Annotated in this window: 14 protein-coding genes, 2 tRNA genes and 1 pseudogene; 14 read left to right on the top strand and 3 right to left on the bottom strand. The window is 38.2% G+C overall.

Going from position 1 to position 18,109, the window contains the following annotated elements; genetic code table 11:
- Positions 1 to 10 precede the first annotated feature (10 nt).
- The 7 genes from bioD to EDF66_RS21650 all read left to right on the top strand — a co-directional run bounded on the left by bioD (position 11) and on the right by EDF66_RS21650 (position 6,747).
- Positions 11 to 661: a dethiobiotin synthase gene (gene bioD, locus EDF66_RS21680; RefSeq protein ID WP_243656112.1), complete on the top strand. Its 651-nt coding sequence runs from the start codon at positions 11 to 13 to the stop codon at positions 659 to 661.
- A gap of 16 nt (positions 662 to 677) precedes the next feature.
- Positions 678 to 1,670 carry a biotin synthase BioB gene (gene bioB / locus EDF66_RS21675; protein ID WP_021189255.1) on the top strand — a complete coding sequence of 331 codons (993 nt, stop codon included), beginning with the start codon at positions 678 to 680 and terminating at the stop codon, positions 1,668 to 1,670.
- Positions 1,655 to 2,923: an adenosylmethionine--8-amino-7-oxononanoate transaminase gene (gene bioA / locus EDF66_RS21670; protein WP_132844999.1), complete on the top strand. Its 1,269-nt coding sequence runs from the start codon at positions 1,655 to 1,657 to the stop codon at positions 2,921 to 2,923. The genes bioB and bioA overlap by 16 nt, the downstream gene beginning before the upstream one ends.
- Positions 2,924 to 3,378: 455 nt before the next feature.
- Positions 3,379 to 3,759 (top strand): hypothetical protein, encoded by a 381-nt coding sequence (locus tag EDF66_RS21665; RefSeq protein ID WP_132844997.1) that lies wholly within the window; start codon positions 3,379 to 3,381, stop codon positions 3,757 to 3,759.
- Between the two features lie 256 nt (positions 3,760 to 4,015).
- Complete coding sequence (locus EDF66_RS21660) at positions 4,016 to 4,759, top strand: (Fe-S)-binding protein (RefSeq protein WP_132771773.1); 744 nt, start codon at positions 4,016 to 4,018, stop codon at positions 4,757 to 4,759.
- A 12-nt stretch (positions 4,760 to 4,771) separates the two neighbouring features.
- Positions 4,772 to 6,157: a lactate utilization protein B gene (locus EDF66_RS21655; RefSeq protein ID WP_132771772.1), complete on the top strand. Its 1,386-nt coding sequence runs from the start codon at positions 4,772 to 4,774 to the stop codon at positions 6,155 to 6,157.
- Positions 6,154 to 6,747, top strand: a complete 594-nt coding sequence (locus tag EDF66_RS21650) for a lactate utilization protein C (protein WP_132771771.1) — start codon at positions 6,154 to 6,156, stop codon at positions 6,745 to 6,747. Before EDF66_RS21655 ends, EDF66_RS21650 begins: the two co-directional genes overlap by 4 nt.
- A 132-nt stretch (positions 6,748 to 6,879) precedes the next feature.
- Here the strand turns inward: EDF66_RS21650 and EDF66_RS21645 are convergent, their stop codons facing one another.
- Positions 6,880 to 10,056 carry a S41 family peptidase gene (locus tag EDF66_RS21645; protein WP_132844995.1) on the bottom strand — a complete coding sequence of 1,059 codons (3,177 nt, stop codon included), beginning with the start codon at positions 10,054 to 10,056 and terminating at the stop codon, positions 6,880 to 6,882.
- Positions 10,057 to 10,310: 254 nt separating this feature from the next.
- Between EDF66_RS21645 and EDF66_RS21640 the strand changes: the two genes are divergently transcribed.
- Positions 10,311 to 11,489 (top strand): MFS transporter, encoded by a 1,179-nt coding sequence (locus EDF66_RS21640; protein WP_132844994.1) that lies wholly within the window; start codon positions 10,311 to 10,313, stop codon positions 11,487 to 11,489.
- 91 nt (positions 11,490 to 11,580) lie between these two features.
- Here EDF66_RS21640 and EDF66_RS21635 read toward each other — a convergent pair.
- Together EDF66_RS21635 and EDF66_RS21630 are read right to left on the bottom strand one after the other, a co-directional pair.
- Positions 11,581 to 11,652, bottom strand: a tRNA-Arg gene (locus EDF66_RS21635).
- 92 nt (positions 11,653 to 11,744) lie between these two features.
- A tRNA-Tyr gene (locus tag EDF66_RS21630) sits at positions 11,745 to 11,825 on the bottom strand.
- Between the two features lie 240 nt (positions 11,826 to 12,065).
- Between EDF66_RS21630 and EDF66_RS21625 the strand changes: the two genes are divergently transcribed.
- From EDF66_RS21625 to EDF66_RS21600, 6 genes and pseudogenes are all read left to right on the top strand, one after another.
- A complete protein-coding gene (locus EDF66_RS21625; protein WP_021189264.1) occupies positions 12,066 to 12,698 on the top strand; it encodes a peroxiredoxin in 633 nt (210 codons plus the stop codon).
- A gap of 98 nt (positions 12,699 to 12,796) precedes the next feature.
- On the top strand, positions 12,797 to 13,111 hold the full coding sequence (locus tag EDF66_RS21620) for a thioredoxin family protein (protein WP_021189265.1): 315 nt from the start codon (positions 12,797 to 12,799) through the stop codon (positions 13,109 to 13,111).
- Positions 13,092 to 13,346, top strand: coding sequence for a DUF6952 family protein (locus tag EDF66_RS21615; protein ID WP_021189266.1), 255 nt, complete (start codon positions 13,092 to 13,094; stop codon positions 13,344 to 13,346). Before EDF66_RS21620 ends, EDF66_RS21615 begins: the two co-directional genes overlap by 20 nt.
- Positions 13,347 to 13,635: 289 nt before the next feature.
- Positions 13,636 to 14,169, top strand: a pseudogene (locus tag EDF66_RS26640) (PIG-L family deacetylase); the annotation flags it as partial.
- A 1,933-nt stretch (positions 14,170 to 16,102) separates the two neighbouring features.
- The gene (locus EDF66_RS21605; protein ID WP_021189267.1) at positions 16,103 to 16,303 is read left to right on the top strand and encodes a hypothetical protein; all 201 of its coding nucleotides are present in this window, start codon (positions 16,103 to 16,105) and stop codon (positions 16,301 to 16,303) included.
- Positions 16,304 to 16,408: 105 nt separating this feature from the next.
- Complete coding sequence (locus EDF66_RS21600) at positions 16,409 to 18,109, top strand: sodium:solute symporter (protein WP_132844991.1); 1,701 nt, start codon at positions 16,409 to 16,411, stop codon at positions 18,107 to 18,109.

Raw genomic sequence — 18,109 nt, 5'->3', positions numbered from 1 at the left:
AATACTTGTTTTGAGTCCCAAACCAGATAGAATTAAAATAAAAAACAATATGAAAGAACAGATTTTTGTAACGGGAATTGGAACAGAAATTGGCAAAACCGTCTGTTCCGCTATATTAACTCAATATCTAAAAGCGGATTATTGGAAACCTGTCCAATCTGGAGATTTACATGCCACAGACAGCATGCGCATATATGATCTCCTTCAAGGTGATGTCCGTATCCATCCCGAACGATATAAGTTACAACTAGCTGCATCTCCACATAAGTCCGCTTTATTAGAAAACACATCGATATCGCTCGAAGATTTTAAAATTCCCGAGACGACAAATAATCTTGTTATAGAAGGTGCTGGTGGCTTATTTGTCCCACTCAGTGACACCTGTTATATCATTGATTTAATACAAGCCTTAACAATTCCAGTCGCGCTGGTTATCAAAGATTATTTAGGGTGCATTAATCATAGTTTACTATCAATAAATGCCATAAAGCAAAGAAATATAGATTTAAAATACTTGATATTTAACGGTGGTATCGATACCGATAGCGAAAGGGTGATCTCCCTCCAAATACCTGAACATACGCAAATTATTCATATCCCGCAGCTAGAAACAGTAACGGCAGAAGCTGTACGAAAAATAACCGATCCATTTAACTCTTAAAGCAATTTAATAACAGATGAAAACTACAATCCGAAATAACTGGACCAAGGAAGAAATTCAACAGATCTATGACCAACCTCTTATGGAGCTCATTTATCACGCCGCTTCGGTTCACCGCGAATATCATAATGCCGCTGAAGTACAGGTGTGCACCTTACTATCTGTAAAGACAGGCGGATGTCCAGAAGATTGTTCATACTGTGGCCAGGCCGCACGCTATCACACCGATATAAAAGTACAGGCCCTCTTACCCACACAAACCGTGATCGAGCATGCTCAAAAGGCAAAAAATAATGGTTCTACCCGATTTTGTATGGCGGCCGCTTGGAGAGAAGTTCGTGACAATCGTGATTTTGACCGTATTATAGACATGGTAAAAGGCGTAAATGATCTAGGTCTTGAGGTCTGCTGTACATTGGGAATGCTAACGGAACAGCAGGCTATTCGGCTTCAGGAGGCAGGCCTACATGCCTATAATCATAACCTAGATACCTCTGAACAGTATTATGATGAGATCATCTCTACCCGCACGTTTGATAACCGCATCAATACCATCAACCATGTGCGTAAGGCTGGAATAACCGTTTGTTCAGGGGGTATCATAGGTCTAGGTGAGTCACACATAGACCGGATAGCGATGCTTTTAACATTGGCGACTATGCCCAAGCATCCTGAATCTGTACCGGTCAATGCACTCGCACGTGTTAAGGGAACCCCATTGGAAAACAATGCCAAAGTTGATATCTGGGATATGGTCAGAATGATCGCCACAGCCCGTATAGTGATGCCAAAATCAATGGTTAGGTTAAGTGCCGGCCGTATAGAGATGAATGAAACAGAACAAGCCTGGTGTTTTATGGCGGGTGCCAATTCCATTTTTACAGGTGAGCGAGAGACATTACTGGTGACTCCAAATCCAGGAGTATCTGAGGACATGAAAATGTTCCAGACACTGGGATTGAAACCGATGGTCAAACACATGAAGGACGAAGCATGCACAGCACATTAAAAGAACGGGACAAGAACGTTAACTGGCATCCTTACACTCAAATGAAGAGTGCATCGGACATCATCCCTATCATTCGGGGCGAAGGGACATATCTATATGATGATCTAGGTAACCGATATATTGATGCTGTATCGTCCTGGTGGGTATCTTTACATGGGCATGCCCACCCCTATATTGCAGCCCGTGTTTCTAAACAGTTAAATACGCTGGAGCAGGTTATATTTGCAGGATTTACACATGAACCAGCTATTCAATTAGCTGAAAACTTACTAAAACTACTTCCTAATAATCAACAAAAAGTATTCTATACCGATAATGGATCTACTGCTGTCGAAGTTGCTCTAAAGATGTGCATACAGTACCATGCAAACAAAGGTCAAAAGAAATCAAAAATTCTAGCCTTCCGCAATGCTTACCATGGTGATACTTTTGGAGCGATGTCAGTGAGTGCCAGAGGAGTATGGACAGAGCCATTCGGACATCTGCTTTTTGATGTTATTTTTATAGACGTTCCCACAAATAAAAATATTGAATTCCTACGTCAGGAAATTGATAAACACGCGACAGAGGTCGCTTGTTTCATCTACGAACCGCTGGTACAGGGGGCAGCAGGAATGTTGATGCATGAACCAGAATACTTGAGTACATTAATGAACTATTGCCGTTCTAAGGGTATCTTAATGATTCAAGATGAAATTTTTGTCGGTTTTGGCCGCACAGGAAAACTGTTTGCGGCAGATTATCTGTCTGAATCACCAGATATAATGTGTTTTTCCAAAGGTTTAACAGGTGGAACGATGCCATTGGGCATGACAACTTGCTCCAATACGATCTATGAAGCTTTCTATTCGGACGAAAAACAACGGGCCTTATTTCACGGCCACTCTTTTACCGCCAGCCCTTTAGCTTGTACAGCGGCACTGGCAAGCATGGAGTTATTATTAAATAAAGAAACTTTAGCCCGTATTGCAAACATCACAAGGAAACACAGCATCTTTCTTACTAAGATCAAAAATGAGCCTAAGATTAAGCATGTTAGACAAACGGGAACAATAATGGCAATCGAATTAAAACAGCGTGAAGAAACATCTTATTTTAGTAATATAAATGAAATTGTATATCCCTATTTCTTACAGCGAGGTATATTAATAAGACCATTAGGCAATATTATTTACCTTGTTCCTCCTTACTGCATTAGCGACGCGGATCTTGATTATATTTATGAAGTCATTACCGATGCTTTATCTTTATAAATTGGGACACTTATTTCCCAATATGTCCAAATTTTGATAAATAAGAAGGTGAAAATTTTCACCTTCTTATACAAATATAATCCCAATTTGTCCTTCTGTCTCTAGTAAAAGCCAATTAATATTGGAATAGTATCGTCAAGTAAATCTTACGAATATGGCATATAAAGACCTTTTAATAGCTCTATCTATTTTGATCATATACCGATAATACACAGATCGTATCAATTTATTCTTAGTCTGCACAAGAAATAGTTCCATGCGATGCACTGCTAACTATGGTATGAATAACCAATGCTTTTGTCAGCTAATTTATCGATGAATCCTAATTTTCAAAAATAAGTTATAATATTTCATACTATTATAAACTTAAAAATGTATGTTTGCACGCATATAAAAAGGCGATAGTATGAGTATATCATCTATCCCCTAACAAAAGCATAAACAACCCAAACAGCATGTCCATTACATACAACGAACGTTTCTTTCTCTTGTTTGAGGCTCTAAAGAAAAAAGGCGAATTAAAAACATACGTAGAACTTGGTAAATTAATCAATGAATCGAAAGTTGGAATCAATGATTTAAAAACCGAACGAAAAAAAGTGAGTATTCAGCATATTCATGATATGAAAATATCATACAATTATATCAATGCAGACTACCTGATCGGAGCAAGTAATCAGCTATATTTATCGGCTAACGAAACCTCGCAATTAACCTCAGCGACAACTCCTGACAACTCTGGACAGCAAGAAACCATTCTAGCGCTCAAAGAAACGATCGAAGCAAAAAATGAAACGATCGCGGTTCTTAAAGCATTGCTCGCACAGAAAAAATAGATTCCTATTTTTTTTAGCAAACAAGTAAAAAAGTTAAGAGCTTTTTTATTTTGGAAAAAAGCTCTTTTAAGTTTTTCATCGTTTCTTAAAAATATTTGTGCATTGGCAAAAAATACAGATACCTTTTTCAATTGTTACCAATAGTGTTTTATAAAAATTCAAGCAATTAAGTAATTTTATTGCTACTCCATGATAGTTAAGAACAGTAAATTCGAATTTTATTTGTAAACTTAGCCCATCAATTTAAATCAACAATATGCGTGTAGGATTATTTATTCCTTGTTATATCGATGCGATCTATCCCGAAGTAGGAATTGCAACACTAGAACTGTTGGAGCGCCTCGGAGTAGAAGTGGTAGTGCCATTAAATCAAACCTGTTGCGGCCAGCCGATGGGCAATGAAGGTGATCAAAAAAATGCGGCTTCATCAGAGCAGCTTTTCTGCGATAATTTTGAAGGTTTTGATTACATCGTTGGTCCGGCAGGAAGCTGTGTAAAACACGTACGCATGCACTTCGATGCTATTCCACAAACCGAAAAAGTAAAGCATGTACGCAAAACAACTTACGAGCTTGTTGAGTTTCTAACAGATATATTAAAGGTTAAAGAGTTCCCTTGGGCTTCTTACAAACATAAAGTGGCCATTCATAATAGTTGCAGCGCTATACGGGGTTTGCATATACAATCTCGCTCTGAGTGGCAAGAACCCTACTTTAATAAAACGGAGCAGCTATTAACGATGGTAGAGGGGGTGACCATTAAACAGATTACCCGCCCAGATGAGTGCTGTGGATTTGGGGGCACATTTTGTGTTACTGATGAAGCTGTCAGTGTCAAAATGGGGCAGGATAAAGTTGCTGATTACCTGAATCACGAAGTAGATTGTATCGTCTCACCTGATATGTCTTGCTTGATGCATCAGGAAGGGATTGCTAAACGCGGAAAAGCACCTTTAAAATTTGTACACATCGCTCAAGTTTTAAATAATGGTCCTTTTTAAAAGAAAATCAAAATGAGTAAAGTTAGAGTTGACCAAAATGCGGCAGATTTCATCTACATGGATGACATCCACCAGCCTACACACGATAAAAACTTATGGAATGCCCGCATGAAACGGGATCTTGCCGCATCTGGAATTCCTGAATGGGAGCAGATGCGTGATCTTGCCTCACAAATAAAAGAGCATACACTAACCCATCTTGACCAATATGTAGAACAGTTTGTGACCGAAGCGACCAAACGTGGTGTAATTGTACATTTTGCGAAAGACGATATAGAACATAATCAAACCGTATACGACATATTAAAAAGTCACAATGCCACCAAAGTAGTCAAAAGTAAATCGATGCTCCAGGAGGAATGTGAAATGGGTGCTTTTCTTGAGGCTAGAGGTATCGAAATGATCGAAACAGATCTTGGCGAAAGGATACAACAACTTTCTGGGGAAATGCCAAGCCATATTGTCATGCCCGCTATTCATAAAACGACGGCAGATGTGGCTGAACTTTTTGCAAGAACAATCGGTACGAATCCAGATGAGGATGATCCTACACAATTAACAGAAGCTATGCGAAACAATGCTCGTCCTAAATTTTTGGAAGCGCATGCAGGTTTAACGGGAGCAAATTTTGCTATCGCAGAAACAGGTGCTTTTGTAGTCTGTACAAACGAAGGTAATGCCGACCTTACAGCAAGTATACCACCGTTACACATTGCCAGTATTGGAATTGAAAAAATTCTTCCCAAAACGAGAGATCTTGCCCTATTTATCCGTTTACTGTCACGCAGTGCTCTAGGCACTCCAGCCACTCGATACACTTCTCATTTTATGGGACCTAGAGAAACAGGAACCGAAATGCATATTGTACTAACGGACAATGGAAGAAGCCGTCGTTTAGGAATGGAGGATTTCTGGAGATCCTTGAAATGTATTCGTTGTGGAGCATGTATGAATACCTGTCCGGTATACCGTAGAAGTGGGGGATTAGCATATGGAGCCACTTATTCGGGGCCGATCGGTATCATTATCGATCCGACTTTTGATGAATCAAAATTCAGTGAGCTTCCTTTCCACTCATCACTTTGCGGTTCTTGCTCTGAGGTTTGTCCAGTTCGGATTAATATTGCTGAGCAAATTGGGCTATGGAGACAGCGCATGGTCAATATCAATGAATCTTCCAAAGCACTTCACTATGCGTTTGGAGCGGTAGAAAAAGTATTTGCTAATCCCAAATTATTCCGATTGGCAGAGAAGGCGGCATACTATGGTATGAAACTTACACCAAATTGGTTATTATATAACACCAAATTAAATGCTTGGGGTAAACACCGCGAATTGCCGGAAATTAAAAAAGAGACTTTCCGCGATTGGTATATTAAAAATAGATTGAAAAAATGAGTTCACTAGACGAAATATTAGCGGCTATCCGTCAAAATCTTCCTGCTCAAAAGGTTGCTTATCCTGAGTTGCCATCTTTTGAGAAACAGGGAACTAATCTGAAAGATCAATTTAAAGTAAACCTTGGGCTTGCCGGAGGAGAAAGCTATGACGTAGAAAGTATTGCAGAAGCGCAAGAAATCATGCTCAAAAACCTTCCTGATACACGGGTTAGTTGTTCTGCAGCCCCAGAATGGGAGGGTACCAAATCGCTTAATGCTATTGCACATCCTCGAGATCTAGACGACGTAGATTTAGGAATTATAAGAGCAGAATTTGGAGTGGCAGAAATGGGGATGATATGGCTTACTGAAAATTCATTGAAGGTAAACTCTCTGGGATTTCTATCACAGCATCTTGCTATATTACTTGATCCAGATGCGATTACAGAAAATATGCATACAGCTTACAGCGATATTGATTTTCAAGCCTCTACTTATGGTTGTTTTGTTATGGGCCCTTCAGCTACCGCAGATATTGGAGCTTACTTGGTACGCGGCGCACAGGGAGCACGAAGTTTGACTGTTTTCTTTATAAAAGAAACGAAATAGTCATTATTTTATCCTACTCTAATCTTGATTTCTAATGTTTATCATTAAAGAATAATTGAATAAAAATCAAGGTACTGTTCAAAAATAATAAACCAGATTCATCTCTGAATCTGGTTTATTATTAAAAATTTCTTATTTCAAGTCTTTCAATATTTCTTGCACTGCGCGTTCCAGTTGCGGGTCTTTATCATTCGTACGATCTGCGATTGTGTTTTTAACCACAATATCCGGTGCTACACCTGATAACTCTAAATCTTGACCAGCTAAAGTATAACATCCCCAGGCTGGCACGCGATAACTAGATCCGTCTACTAAACCTTTTGCTGATGTAAAGATAATCCAACGATAGGTTTCATTTCCAATAATCTTACCTAATTTCAATTCCTTAAACCCTGCTGCGGTCATTTCTGCATCGCTCAGAGATTGTTCATTTATCAAAAGTACAATAGGTTTCGATGCTGGTGCAAAATTACTTTGCGGAGCCCGCTGACCGCCACGATACTGCCACTTCAAATAAGGTCTTTGTGACAGAAAACGTAACACCTCATCGTGCACATTACCTCCTGTATTGTATCGCAGGTCCAAAATAATACCATCTTTATTATTCTCTTGCTCGGCCATATCGATCAAAAAGCGTTGCAACTCCGGCCCTCCCATATTTTTCATATGTGAATATGCAATTTTGCCATTACTCCATTGATCAACTTTCCCTCGATTGCCTTTCATCCATTCGTCATAAATCAGGTCCTTAAAAGCGGTACTGGTTAAGGGCCGAATAAAAACTGAAATTTCTTTACCGCCACGTAGTATAGTCAACTGTATTTCCTCTGCAAGGGACGGCCATGTAAAATACTGATCCCGATCTTCTTTAGGATTTACTTTATTTCCATTAACAGCCATGATCTCATCGCCTTCTTTCAGATCTACTCCTTTACGGGAAGCTGGACTGTTGTCTATAATCTGTGCTATTTGATAAGGATTATCCTGATTGAATAAAACACCAATTTCATTAGTTACGTCCCCAAATGGTTTGCGCTCTTCTGCTCCCATCGAACTAAAGCCCAAATGTGAAGAGTTTAGCTCTCCTAACATATCATTTAATAATATGCGTAAATCACTACGGTCATTAATACCAGAAAGATACGGTTCATACTTCTTCTTCATCGCCGTCCAATCGATACCGTGGAAAGTACTATCGTAATAGTTTTCTTCTAGTCCAGCCCAAGTCTCATAGAACATCTGTTTGAACTCATTTTCCAGATCACGGTTAAATCTAAAATTGATTGTTACCGCATCAAGTTTATTTTGGTCAAGGTTATATTTTTGAATTATCCCTCTATTAAGGATAAAATACTTACCTCCAGATTCGATAAACTGGTTAATTCCATTGTCAACAACCTTTTCGGTTTTAACAGCTTCAAAAGGTTCATAGATCGTTCTGTATAATCCGTACTTTCCTTCGTGATTGGATGAAAAGAAAACATAGTTTTTTTCTCCTTTTTGGATAGCAATGGGATCTGATTGCGTTCCAAAAGCAGGGCTTACTTGTTCAATACGGTCACGTAACCCTTTAACATCTATTGTAACCAGCACTTTTTTGTCGGTAGAAGAACTTGTTGCTTTTTCTTCTTTCTTAGCCTTCGCCTTTGTTTTATTGTCATTCTTATTGTCCGTAATGGTATCTTTCTTTACAGGCTGACTAAAGAGCTCATTGAATTTGCTAATGCGATAAGGTTCGTCAAAATTCTCCAATGCCATTCTAAAAATACTGGAGTTCTGCATGCCGGTAGGAAAGGACGGCTTTGTGCGGTTACTGGCAAAATAAATATATTTTCCATCTGGTGACCACGATGGGGAGGCTTCAGTGACACCAGTATTGGTCAGATTTGTTGTTTGACCTGAACCGATATGATGAACAAAAATATCTTGCTCAAAATTTCGAATAGCAGTAAAAAGAATATATTTCCCGTCTGGAGAAAAAGAGGGAGAAGAATTTTGAAATGCCCACAGTTCATCCTTAACAACAGTTTTACTATTTAAAGTTGTCAAATCTAAAAGACGTACTTCATCTCGCCCACTTAAATAAACAGCATGTGATTTATCAGCGTTGAAAGTTAACTCTCTATTATTGCGAAGATCTTGTGTCAACTGCTTTGGTTCGCCCAATCCGTCTGCGCTACGGGTGTACCAGTTCAGGTAACCTTGATGGGTCTGACTGTAAAGTAATGTTTTGTTATCCTTTAACCATTTCACCTCCATAACGCGCTGTCCCTGACTAGGCATCTGACGGATAAATTTACCTTCGCTATCGGAAACGAAGAGCTCGCCTCTCGATACAAATGCCATCTTTTTACCGTCAAGTGCTACATCAAAATAGCTGATGTTACCATTTACATTAAATTCCTTGCTCTTGCCTAATACCTGATTTCTGCTCAATGCGATAGTTGGCTGTGTAACCTTCTTTGATGCAACGTCATATAAAAACAATTGATATCCTTTTTCAAAAACAATCTTTTTCCCGTTGGCAGCTACAGCAGGTCTCTTGATAGATTCCTTAAATGAAGTCAAAGCCACGGGTTTATCACCGCTCATCTGATACAGGTTATATTCGGCATTTCCTTGATCAGATACGAAATAGATCACACCATTTTGATCAACAGTAGGCCAGAAATCTTTACCATTGTAATCGGTATATTGCTTAAATGTTTTTGTTTTAGGATTATAAGATTTTATATCCGGATTGAATGCTCCTTTATATCGCTTACGGTTAGTTGAACTATATCCTTCCCAACTATCATTAAACAATAGTTCTCCAGATGGTGTGGTTACAACTTGACTTATATAATTGAAATAATGTGGAAATAGTCGCTTTGCAGTCCCCCCTGTAGCATCAACTTGATAACTACTCATCCGATTGTAGCGGGTTGATGTAAAATATAACGTTTTACTGTCCCAGCTCCAACTGTCCACTTCATCAGCACCATCGTGATGTGTAATTTGACGGATATCACCACCAGCTAAAGGCATGATATATACATCCATATTTCCATTCTGATTTGCTGAGAATGCAAGCTGTTTGCCGTCAGGCGATATCCGTGGATTGATTTCATTGCCCTCCATACCTGTTAATCTCACTGCAACCCCACCTTCACTTTCAACTTTCCACAGATCACCTTCAAAACTAAAAACAAGGACTTTTCCATCAGGACTTAAAGTCGGATGGGATAAAAATGTGGGTTGTTGCTGCGCAAAAGCATGCATGGTTCCACCTAAGGCAAGACAAGTGCCCAATAACAATTTTCTAATCATACTTTTCAAGGAGGCTAATCGATTAAATACCTGTATGCCAAAGTTAATCAGCTACTCGTTAGAAAACAATGAAATAATCAATCGTTATTAAAAAAACCTACCCCAGCATTAAAAACAGTTTTCAATATCACGTGTTCTTTATCAATGTGCACCCATTAATTTTAATATTTTTTGCATAAATACCAAAAGATGAAACATCATCACTGTCATTATTAATTTCTTACATGTACCTTTGCTGACACATCATTACAACAATGAACGCATCCTTAACCTACTCTGAAGAAGAGCTTTACCAAAACCGTAATCGCATTCGGATTGCTGTATCCTTATTTTATTTTTGCCAGGGCCTGGCATTTGCTTCTTGGGCAAGCCGTATTCCAATTATCAAAGAACGTCTGAATCTTACAGAAGGTCAATTAGGCACAATTTTATTGATGCTTCCTGTCGGTCAACTGGTCACCATGGCGTTATCCGGGAAACTGGTTACCACTTACGGCAGTGCTAGAGTACTACGAATAGTCGCGATTATTTATGCCCTTATTTTATGTTTAATAGGTTTTGCACAAAACGCATGGGAATTAGGAGCAATCTTATTTTTCTTTGGGGTAATTGGAAACATGTGCAACATAGCTGTCAATACACAGGGGGTTGCTGCAGAAAAGATTTTCAAAAAATCAATCATGTCATCTTTTCATGGAGCCTGGAGCATCGCCGGATTTACTGGTGCCCTCATCGGGTTACTCACTATGAATATAGCTGTAGACACCATTCCTCATTTTATCATTATTTTTGTTCTCATTGTGATTAATACGACCATCAACTACCGTTACTTGATTCCTGGTGTCGCTACAGAGGCTAAAAAAACATCATTTTTTTCCAAACCGGAAAGCAGTTTAGTACAACTGGGTATCATCGGCTTTTTCAGCATGGCCACCGAGGGTGCTATGTTTGACTGGAGCGGCGTTTATTTTAAGGAAATAGTTCACGCTCCAGAACAATTTATTATTGTTGGTTATGCGTCTTTCATGGTCATGATGGCGCTGGGAAGATTTATTGGGGATGCGGTCATCAGTAGGCTCGGTAGAAAAAGAACCTTACAAATTAGCGGTATATTGATGTTTGTCGGCATGATGACCTCTGTTATCTTCCCTCTTTTTTATATTAGCACATTGGCTTTTATGATGGTGGGTATCGGTGTTGCGTGCAATGTCCCGACGGTATATAGTGTTGCTGGCCAGAACAAAAAGGTTACTCCAGGGGTAGCCTTGGCGATGGTATCTAGCATTAGCTTTCTGGGCTTCTTAATGGGCCCTCCTTTAATCGGCTATATCGCAGAGCTGACAAGTTTACGATATTCTTACGGTGTATTTGCTTTCTTCGGTGTCCTCATGTTTATTATGGTAAGTAAACTGAAAGTTTTCAGGGAGGGATAACAGGTAAAAGAAAGATTATTCATTAACCATATGGCAGATGTGATAAAAAAAGAAAATGCGAGACTATTTAACAGTCTCGCATTTTTTGTTGTAGCCCCAAGCAGAATCGAACTGCTATCTAATGTTTAGGAAACATCTATTCTATCCGTTGAACTACAGGGCCGACAAAGCGTATGCAAATATTTCAAATATATTGCTTAATCCCAAACTTATTTATTAAAATGTTACTGAAAAAAGAGGAGAGAAAAAATACTGTGGGGGGAGAAGGATTCGAACCTTCGAAACCGAAGTAACGGATTTACAGTCCGTCCCATTTGACCGCTCTGGAACCCCCCCAGTATAATTTGTTGACTTCTAAAGAATTAAGATTTATTGTATCTCAATTTCCTTGTGGAACGCTACAAAGGTAGAATTTTGTCTGATAAATGCAAAATTTATTTAAAATAAACCTATCGAGAAAACTTATTGTACCCTTAATGTAAAAATAGATTTTAACGATAGCTCATTGAAAAAATCAATACTTTTTTAACCTTATTTGAGGTATCTTTGTATCAACAAAAAAAGAAAGATATTATTATGAGTTTCACAGGTAAAAGTTTTCCAAGCATCACAGTAGATGCAATCGATTATTTAGGCGATAATTTACAAATTAACGTTTTCGAAAAAGCAGTTCAAGAAGGTAAAAAAGTAGTATTGTTTTGGTACCCAAAAGATTTCACTTTTGTTTGCCCAACAGAATTACATGCTTTCCAAGAAGCTTTACCAGAATTTGAAAAACGTAATACAATCGTTATCGGTGCATCTTGTGATACAAACGAAGTTCACTTCGCTTGGTTAAATACAGCAAAAGATAACGGTGGTATCGAAGGCGTAACTTACCCAATTTTAGCAGATACTACACGTAACCTATCTTCTGTATTAGGTATTTTAGACATTAAAGAAGTAGAGCACCCTGAGTACGGTACTTTAGTTGAAGGTTCTGCAGTTTCTTACAGAGCTACTTATTTGATCGATGAAACAGGTCGCGTATTCCACGAATCTGTAAACGATATGCCATTAGGTCGTAACGTAAAAGAATATTTACGTTTAATCGATGCTTATGCTCACGTTCAGAATTTTGGTGAAGTATGTCCTGCTAACTGGGAAGAAGGAAAAGAAGCAATGCACGCAACTCGTGACGGTGTAGCTAGCTATTTAGCTGGTAACTAAAAACAATACTGAAAAGACTACATTGGTCTTTTTACAAAGGGGGTAATCCCTTGCCCCCTTTGTTTATTCATCTTTCTCAATAAATAAACAAAAAAATCATGGTACAGGAATTAGAAAACGATAATTTACAAGAAATTGTAAACAGTAATGATATTGTAATGGTTCAATACGCAGCTACTTGGTGTGGTAACTGCAAAATTATGAAACCGAAATTCAAAAAATTGGCGACTGAAAATGAAAATGTAACTTTCGTAATCGCTGATGCAGAAAAATTTCCGGAATCTAGAAAACTAGCAAATGTCAATAACTTGCCTACTTTTGCGGCTTTCAAGAATGGAAAATTGGTAAATCAAGTACAAACAAATAAATTTGACGCCTTAATCGACTTATTCAATGAAGCTTCCAGTAATTAAACATATCACCGAGTTTATCGAACAGAACGATGTTGACTATGTATTAGAGACCATCGAGACATTAGAATCCTTGGTAGAAGCTCCTTTAAAAGATGAAGAGCTTGATGTAATCGGTGAATTGATTTCAAATCTTTATGGTGCTGTTGAAGTTGATAAACTAATTAAAGAAGGAAATAGTAAAAAGGACGCTATGAACATGTTTATGAAACGTGTTTTAGGTTCAATTGATAAATAAATCTTTTAGCCTTTAGCAATAGCAATTACTGCAACAAGAACTTCATTTTTAATATGAATGTGTATAATCCGCTTTTTGTGGAAAACTTGTTCTCATTTAATGCTAAAGTCCAATAAAGATTGTACTATCTTTAGCGGTAATAAAGGTTACCACTTAAAGAATTTGCTATCCTGATGAACAAACTATAAAAGGGTAGATTTTAAGATAATATTTTAATTGTTAGAAACGGAAATTCTCCCTACAGAATTTCCGTTTTTTATTTAACCACAATATTAATTACCTTTAATCTATGTTAAAATCAATCCTATTTACCAACATATTCATTTGTTTAACCTTTCTGCCACAGGCTCAAGCTCAAAAGGCAACAAATAGCTGGAACAGTGCTGACATAAAATCAAAATTAGAAAAATTAAATGTTCTAGGGTCTGTTCTATATTTTGCAGCCCATCCGGATGACGAGAACACTAAATTAATAGCATGGTTAGCTCAGGAAAAACATTATAAAACGGGATACCTGTCCCTAACAAGGGGAGACGGGGGACAAAACTTAATCGGTACGGAACAGGGAATAGAGCTTGGTCTGATTAGGACACAGGAACTTTTAGCAGCAAGAAGAATCGATCAAGGAGAGCAGTTCTTTACTTCTGCTTTTGATTTTGGATTTTCAAAAACTTCGGAAGAGACCTTTAATTTTTGGGATAAAGAACAAGTACTTCGAGAAGCGGTGTGGATCATTCGAAAATTCCGACCTGATGTCATTATAACCCGATTTCCACCTGATGCGAGAGGGGGACATGGTCATCACCAAGCTTCTGCAATATTAGCAAAAGAAGCATTTGTTGCCGCTGCAGACCCAACACGGTTTCCAGAACAGTTGAAACAGGTCAAGCCATGGAAAGCAACTCGTTTGCTATGGAATACGTACAATTTTGGCAATCAAAATACAATTAGTGATGATCAAATACAGATTGAAATAGGACAATACAATCCCTTGATCGGCAAATCCTATGGAGAAGTTGCTGCCGAAAGTAGGTCATCGCATAAAAGTCAGGGATTTGGAAGTGCTGCTCAGGTTGGAAAGTCTACAGAATATTTTGAATACATAGCAGGAGAAGCAACGAATAAAGATCTTTTCGAAAATATTGACGATACCTGGTCAAGAATCCCTCATACCGCTGCTATCAGTACGAAAATAAAACAGATTAATGCTTCCTTTCAGCTCGACCACCCGGAAAAATCAATTCCTGACCTATTCGAAGCTCTGACACTGGTCAAGGCGATAGCGGATAACTACTGGAAAGAAATAAAAACAAATGAAATCAATGATTTAATCCTTGCCTGTGCTGGAGTAAGAATAGAAAGCATCGCAGCAAAGCCGCATTATGCTATTGAAGACACGATAAAGGTTACAAATCAACTGATTGTAAGAGCTGATGTTCCTGCGATACAGGTTGCTAAGATCAATGGAAAAAATATCAATCAAAATCTCGAAAATAATACCCTAACAAGTTTTACTAGTTCTTACCCTGCGCGGTTTAGTACACAACCATACTGGTTGGATGCTCCAAATCTTATAGGTCGATTTCAATTCGCAGACTTTAATAAAACTGGAGCCCCTGAAAATCCAGACTATCCAGCTGTTGACTATGAACTGGTCATCAATGGAAAGGCGCTTAACTATAAAAAAACCATCCAATATAAATTTACAGATCCTGTTAGGGGAGAAATCTACAATCCTATCGTGATTTCACCAGCCATAACCGCATCTACGGACCAGACGATCGTACTAAGTCAAAATAACACCCCACAAAAGGTAAGGGTAACATTTGTAAATGAAGGCAGTACAAAAAATAGAACAGAAAATGTTTCTCCTGTTGTCAACAAAAATTGGATCGTAACTCCAAATCTGGTTAAGCTCGAATATTCAGAAAACCAGCAACAAATAATTCAGGAATTTACCGTTCAGGCACAGACCAGAGATACACGACTAGATACACTTTCCTTCCGTTATGGTTCAAATGAAAAAGTCAAAATAAACCGCGATATACATTATGACCATATACCAGCCATCACGTGGTTTCCTGATCTTACAGTAAAAGTCAGCAATCTGCAACTTCAAGTTCCTATCAAAAAAATTGGATATCTGGTTGGAGCGGGAGATTTAATTCCTGAGTCTTTAAGAGCAATTGGTATTTCTGTAGATCTTCTAAATGAAACACAGGCTCTGCATCAAAATCTCGCACAATATGATGCCGTCATAGTAGGAATAAGGGCTTTTAACGTCTTAAAATCGATGAATCAGATTAGTGCTAAACTAAATGAATATGTTAAAAATGGCGGTACAGTTTTGGAACAGTATAATGTAAACAACAAGTTGCTCTCTAATCAATTTGGTCCATATCCATTCCGTTTAGGCAACAGCAGGGTGACGGAAGAACTTGCTGTAGTAAAATTTGATGAACAAAATCAAATTTTTAACTATCCAAATAAAATCATCAAATCTGATTTCGACAACTGGGTACAAGAACGGGGTCTGTATTTTGCGGAAGATATTGACAGTCGTTATCAGACACCTATACAGATGCAGGATAAAAATGAACCCCTTCACAATGGATCGCTATTGATTACTAACTATGGAAGTGGTAGATTTGTCTATACATCATTGTCATTTTTCAGACAATTGCCTGCAGGAGTTCCTGGAGCTTACAGATTATTTGTAAATTTGTTATCAAAATCAAAATAAAACATACAATTCAATGGAAAATCAAGTTGAAAACAACGCATGCGCACCTAATCCAAAAGGGTTAATCGTATTAATCGGTGTGATATTTGGAGCTTTAATTTCATTCACTGCAAACGAGACTTTTTTAAGTATCATAGGTGGGGCTGTTGTTGGTTTAATTATCGCAGCTTTCTTCAATAGCTTCCTTTACGCTCAAACACCGCATGACAGATAGGGGAAATAACCCCTTAACACAAAAATGGAAGCGCTTTTATATTTTAGTAGCGTGTAGCCTGCTTGTGGTCATACTATTCCTTTATCTATTCACGAGCTATTTTTCATGAGTACGATTGATTGGATAGTTCTTATTCTGACTCTTTTGATTATTGTGCTGTATGGCATGTACAAAAGTAGAGGAATCAAAAATATTGATGGGTATTTACTTGGTAATCAATCCTTACCTTGGTACCATGTCGGACTTTCGGTGATGGCCACTCAGGCGAGTGCCATCACCTTTCTTTCTGCGCCAGGCCTGGCTTACAGTTCAGGAATGAGCTTCGTCCAGTTTTATTTCGGTCTTCCTTTGGCCATGATTGTACTCTGTATCACCTTTGTACCAATCTTTCATAAACTTCGCGTTTTTACAGCTTACGAATTTCTAGAGAAACGGTTTGATATTCGGACCCGCGGATTAACGGCTTTCTTGTTTTTGATCCAGCGCGGTATATCAACAGGCATCAGTATTTTTGCTCCGGCACTTATTATAGCCAGCATTTTACATATTAACCTTCCTCTCACTACGCTTTTAATCGGCAGTATCGTGGTGATCTATACGACATATGGTGGTACTAAAGCAGTTTCACACACGCAAATGCTCCAGATGAGCATCATATTTGGAGTGTTGCTTGTCGCCGGAATACTTGTTGTCAAACTCTTACCTACAGACATTGGTTTATATAAAGCGCTTCATATTGCAGGTAAATCTGGAAAAACAAATGCGATCGACTTTACATTTGACCTGAATAACCAGTATACTGTTTGGACAGGTATTATTGGTGGTTTCTTCCTACAGCTATCCTATTTTGGTACGGATCAAAGTCAGGTAGGCCGTTATCTAACGGGTTCATCTATAAAAGAAAGCAGACTTGGTCTACTTATGAATGGCTTACTCAAAATACCTATGCAATTTTGTATTCTGCTCATAGGCGTTCTTGTTTTTGTTTATTATCAATATCACACACCGCCAATCTTTTTCAACCAGGTTGAAGTAGATAAGCTAAAACAAAGTGAATATAACAGCACTTATACGGCTCTGGAAAAGCAACAGGCTTTTATTAGTAATGAAAAGAAGGAAACAATCAATCGTTTAACTAAAGCCATTGATGATGAGGATCAATCTACAATAGACGAAGCAAGGCTTACACTCAAGAATTCAAATGAAAAACTAAACGGTATCCGTACAGAAGTTGTCGCATTAATAAAGAAGAATAATCCCGCTGCCGAAACAAATGACAATAACTACATCTTTCTATCTTTTGTAAATAATACTTTCCCTAAGGGCTTAATAGGTCTGCTTATCGCTGTTATCTTTCTTGCATCTATGGGATCTACAGCAAGTGCGATCAATTCTTTGGCTTCTACAAGCACCGTTGATATTTACAAGCGATTTATAAACCAAAATTCTAGCGATAAACAGGATCTATTCTGGTCACGTATATTCACGCTTTTCTGGGGTGTATTTTCTATCGCTGTTGCCTTATATGCGAGTAGACTGGGCAATCTCCTAGAGGCGGTTAATATCCTAGGTTCATTATTTTATGGTACTATTTTGGGCATTTTTATTGTCGCCTTCTATATGAAGAGTATAGGAGGGAAAGCCGTGTTTTATGCTGCAATAATAACTGAAGTGATTATTTTTACGATCTGGAAAATAGATGTCATAGCCTTTTTATGGCTCAATGTCATTGGCTGTATCTCGGTCATGTTCATCGCCTACTTATTAGAAAACTTGATACCAAAAAAAAGCCATTCAATCGAATAG

It is taken from the genome of Sphingobacterium sp. JUb20, assembly GCF_004342035.1.
Taxonomy (GTDB): domain Bacteria; phylum Bacteroidota; class Bacteroidia; order Sphingobacteriales; family Sphingobacteriaceae; genus Sphingobacterium; species Sphingobacterium anhuiense.
This window is presented reverse-complemented; position numbering and strand designations above follow the sequence as displayed.

Bases quoted from the DNA above. Each gene is read 5' to 3' on its own strand.
- EDF66_RS21660 (WP_132771773.1), top strand. From the start codon at position 4,016: ATGCGTGTAGGATTATTTATTCCTTGTTATATCGATGCGATCTATCCC.
- EDF66_RS21645 (WP_132844995.1), bottom strand. From the start codon at position 10,056: ATGATTAGAAAATTGTTATTGGGCACTTGTCTTGCCTTAGGTGGAACC.
- EDF66_RS21600 (WP_132844991.1), top strand. From the start codon at position 16,409: ATGAGTACGATTGATTGGATAGTTCTTATTCTGACTCTTTTGATTATT.
- EDF66_RS21650 (WP_132771771.1), top strand. From the start codon at position 6,154: ATGAGTTCACTAGACGAAATATTAGCGGCTATCCGTCAAAATCTTCCT.
- EDF66_RS21615 (WP_021189266.1), top strand. From the start codon at position 13,092: ATGAAGCTTCCAGTAATTAAACATATCACCGAGTTTATCGAACAGAAC.
- EDF66_RS21640 (WP_132844994.1), top strand. From the start codon at position 10,311: ATGAACGCATCCTTAACCTACTCTGAAGAAGAGCTTTACCAAAACCGT.
- EDF66_RS21655 (WP_132771772.1), top strand. From the start codon at position 4,772: ATGAGTAAAGTTAGAGTTGACCAAAATGCGGCAGATTTCATCTACATG.
- EDF66_RS21620 (WP_021189265.1), top strand. From the start codon at position 12,797: ATGGTACAGGAATTAGAAAACGATAATTTACAAGAAATTGTAAACAGT.
- EDF66_RS21625 (WP_021189264.1), top strand. From the start codon at position 12,066: ATGAGTTTCACAGGTAAAAGTTTTCCAAGCATCACAGTAGATGCAATC.
- EDF66_RS21665 (WP_132844997.1), top strand. From the start codon at position 3,379: ATGTCCATTACATACAACGAACGTTTCTTTCTCTTGTTTGAGGCTCTA.
- bioA (WP_132844999.1), top strand. From the start codon at position 1,655: ATGCACAGCACATTAAAAGAACGGGACAAGAACGTTAACTGGCATCCT.
- bioB (WP_021189255.1), top strand. From the start codon at position 678: ATGAAAACTACAATCCGAAATAACTGGACCAAGGAAGAAATTCAACAG.
- EDF66_RS21605 (WP_021189267.1), top strand. From the start codon at position 16,103: ATGGAAAATCAAGTTGAAAACAACGCATGCGCACCTAATCCAAAAGGG.